This is a genomic window from Dietzia sp. DQ11-38-2, assembly GCF_014145055.1.
In the GTDB taxonomy this organism is placed as follows: domain Bacteria; phylum Actinomycetota; class Actinomycetes; order Mycobacteriales; family Mycobacteriaceae; genus Dietzia.
Genome location: NZ_JAALDW010000367.1, coordinates 1 through 2,831 on the forward strand (window position 1 = coordinate 1; position 2,831 = coordinate 2,831).

Genomic DNA, 2,831 nt, shown 5'->3' on the forward strand with positions numbered 1-2,831 from the left:
GGCGGGCTGCGGCGTCGCCGCGCCCCGCCCTGGCCGCGATGGCCGTGGACGCCGTGCCGGACACGAAGCCCCCCGCCAGCGAGGTGACGAACAGACCCCACTTCCGGCCGAGGAGACGGGCGGCCACGTACCCGGCCCAGCCGATCCCGGTGAGGAAGACCACGAGGATCCAGATGGTGCGTGGATTGAGTGAATCGTACGGGCCGAACGCCCTGTCCGGCATGAGCGGGAGCACGAGGAACGCCACGACGAGCAGGGTGATGGCGTCAGTGACGTCCCGGTCGTCCAGGGCGTGACGCGCGAAGTCATGCAGCCGGTGCTTGGCGGCCAAGAGCATCACCACCACTACCGCCAGGGCCACCGCGAGTGCGGGATCGGCCACCGAGAGTGCCCCGAGCAGGGTGGTGACGATCGCCGCCGCCATCGTCGTGATCCCCACATCGTCGGCACCGTCATCCACCCTCGCGGGTGCTGTGACGCGCCAGTACCAGGCGAGGATCGCCGCCCCGGACACCGACAGGGCGACCGCGAGACCGACGGGTCCCAGGAGGGCCCCGATCGCACCCGCGAGGGCGAACAGTGGGAACGTCCGCGCCCCTATCCGACGGGACCGGTGCTCAGGACTGCGTTCCCGCTCGATCCCGATCGCGAGACCGAGTGCCGCCGCTGTGAGCAGCGGCAGCACTTCGTCCACGACCATGACATGAGCCTAGGCGTTCGCCTGCTCCTTCTGGATCTCCAAGGCGATGTCGATGAGTTGGTCCTCCTGACCGCCCACCAGGCGGCGCTCGCCGGCGCGGATGAGGATCTCCGACGACGGCACGCCGTAGCGGTTCGCGTGTCCCTCGGCGTGCTTGAGGAATGACGAATAACAGCCCGCGTAGCCGAGCATGAGCGCGGACCGGTCGACCACGCACTCCGTGGGCATGAGCGGTCGCACCACGTCCTCTGCGGCATCGGCGATCTTGAAGAAGTCCACGCCGGTGGTGATCCCGAGCTTGTCGCACACGCCGACCAGCGCCTCGACCGGGGTGTTCCCGGCACCGGCGCCGAAGCGGCGGGTGGAGCCGTCGATCTGCTGAGCCCCGGCCCGGATGGCCATGATCGAGTTTCCTACGCCCACATCCAGGTTCTCGTGGCCGTGGAATCCGACCTGGGCGTCGTCGCCGAGTTCGGCGACCAGCGCGGCGACCCGATCGGATACCTGGTCCATGACGAGCGCGCCCGCCGAGTCGACGATGTAGACGCACTGGCATCCCGCGTCCGCCATGACGCGGGCCTGCTTGGCGAGCACCTCCGGCGGCTGGGTGTGGCTCATCATGAGGAACCCGACGGTCTCGAGGCCGAGCTCGCGGGCGTAACCGAAGTGCTGGATCGAGACGTCGGCCTCGGTGCAGTGCGTGGCCACCCGGCAGATCGACCCACCGTTGTCGCGTGCGGCGAGGATGTCGTCCTTGATCCCCAGTCCCGGCAAGGTGAGGAATGCGATCTTGGCCTGCGTGGCGGTCTCGGCGGCGACCTTGATGAGGTCCTGGTCGTAGGACTTGGCGAAGCCGTAGTTGAATGAGGCACCGCCGAGCCCGTCACCGTGGGTGACCTCGATGACGGGGACCCCGGCGCCGTCGAGCGCGGTGACGACGTCGCGGACGTCGTCGACCGAGAACTGGTGGCGCTTGTGGTGAGAGCCGTCGCGCAGCGACGAGTCGGTGATCCGGATGTCGAGTTCCGAGCTGTAGGCACGGGCGTCCGCGTTGTACGGGTTGGTCCTGTCCATGGTCCTCACACTCCGGGCGTCGTGGTGGCGGGCTCGGTCCTGGCGAGCCTGGTCCTGGCGATGTCCTCGCCGACCTTCGTGGCGGCGGCGGTCATGATGTCGAGGTTGCCGGCGTACGGCGGGAGGAAGTCCCCGGCGCCTTCGACCTCGACGAAGATGGCGACCCGCGCCATCCCGCCGGTGATCTCGGTGGGCGGGTCGAACTGTGGCTCCTGGAGCAGCCGGTATCCGGGGACGTACTCCTGGATCTCCTTCTCGCGCTTGCGGATGGCGGTGGTGATGAGGTCCTGGTCCGCGTCCTCGGGGATCGCGCAGAAGATGGTGTCGCGCATGATCATCGGCGGTTCGGCCGGGTTGAGGATGATGATCGCCTTGCCCCGCTTGGCGCCCCCGACCTTCTCGATGGCCAGCTTGGTGGTCTCCGTGAACTCGTCGATGTTCGCCCGGGTGCCCGGCCCCGCCGATTCGGAGGAGACGGAGGCGACGATCTCGGCGTACTCCACCGGGACGACCGAGGAGACAGCGTGGACCATCGGGATGGTGGCCTGGCCACCGCAGGTGACCATGTTGTGATTGGGCGCCTCGACGTGCTCGTGCAGGTTCGCGGGTGGGATGACCATGGGGCCCACCGCGGCGGGGGTGAGGTCGACGGCGATGATGCCCGCGGCTTCGTAACGGGGGGCGTAGGCCTTGTGGACGTAGGCGCTGGTCGCCTCGAACAGCAGGTCCGGCTTCTCGCCCCCCGCCTCGATCGAGTCGAGCAGTTCGTCGGCCCCACCCGACATGCACGTCAAACCGTGGTCGGCAGCACGCTTCATCCCCTCGGACTCCGCGTCGATACCGATCATCCACTTGGGCTCGATGAACTCGCTGCGCTCGAGCTTGTACATGAGGTCGGTACCGATGTTTCCCGATCCCACTATCGCCGCGGTGAGCTTGGTCTTCGCTGTCATGCCGTCAGTCTCTCGGTGCCGACCGGCCACCACAATCAAGCGTGCCGTTCAGCGGAACACGCGAGAGTGGCGGGTGCACGGTGACCCTGTCAGGCGGGGTGGGG

At 68.2% G+C, this 2,831-nt stretch carries 3 protein-coding genes; all 3 read right to left on the reverse strand.

All coding sequences use genetic code 11. The features are described from left to right. Nucleotides 1-700 (reverse strand): MgtC/SapB family protein (locus tag G6026_RS12405; protein ID WP_182613355.1); only part of this gene is annotated, 700 nt, incomplete at its 3' end. A gap of 9 nt (nt 701-709) precedes the next feature. Continuing rightward, complete coding sequence (gene dmpG / locus G6026_RS12410; protein WP_182613356.1) at nt 710-1,774, reverse strand: 4-hydroxy-2-oxovalerate aldolase; 1,065 nt, start codon at nt 1,772-1,774, stop codon at nt 710-712. Between the two features lie 5 nt (nt 1,775-1,779). Then, entirely contained in the window at nt 1,780-2,727 is a 948-nt protein-coding gene (locus tag G6026_RS12415) for an acetaldehyde dehydrogenase (acetylating) (RefSeq protein ID WP_182613357.1), read from the reverse strand. Between the last annotated feature and the right edge of the window lie 104 nt (nt 2,728-2,831).

Bases quoted from the DNA above. Each gene is read 5' to 3' on its own strand.
- dmpG (WP_182613356.1), bottom strand. From the start codon at position 1,774: ATGGACAGGACCAACCCGTACAACGCGGACGCCCGTGCCTACAGCTCG.
- G6026_RS12415 (WP_182613357.1), bottom strand. From the start codon at position 2,727: ATGACAGCGAAGACCAAGCTCACCGCGGCGATAGTGGGATCGGGAAAC.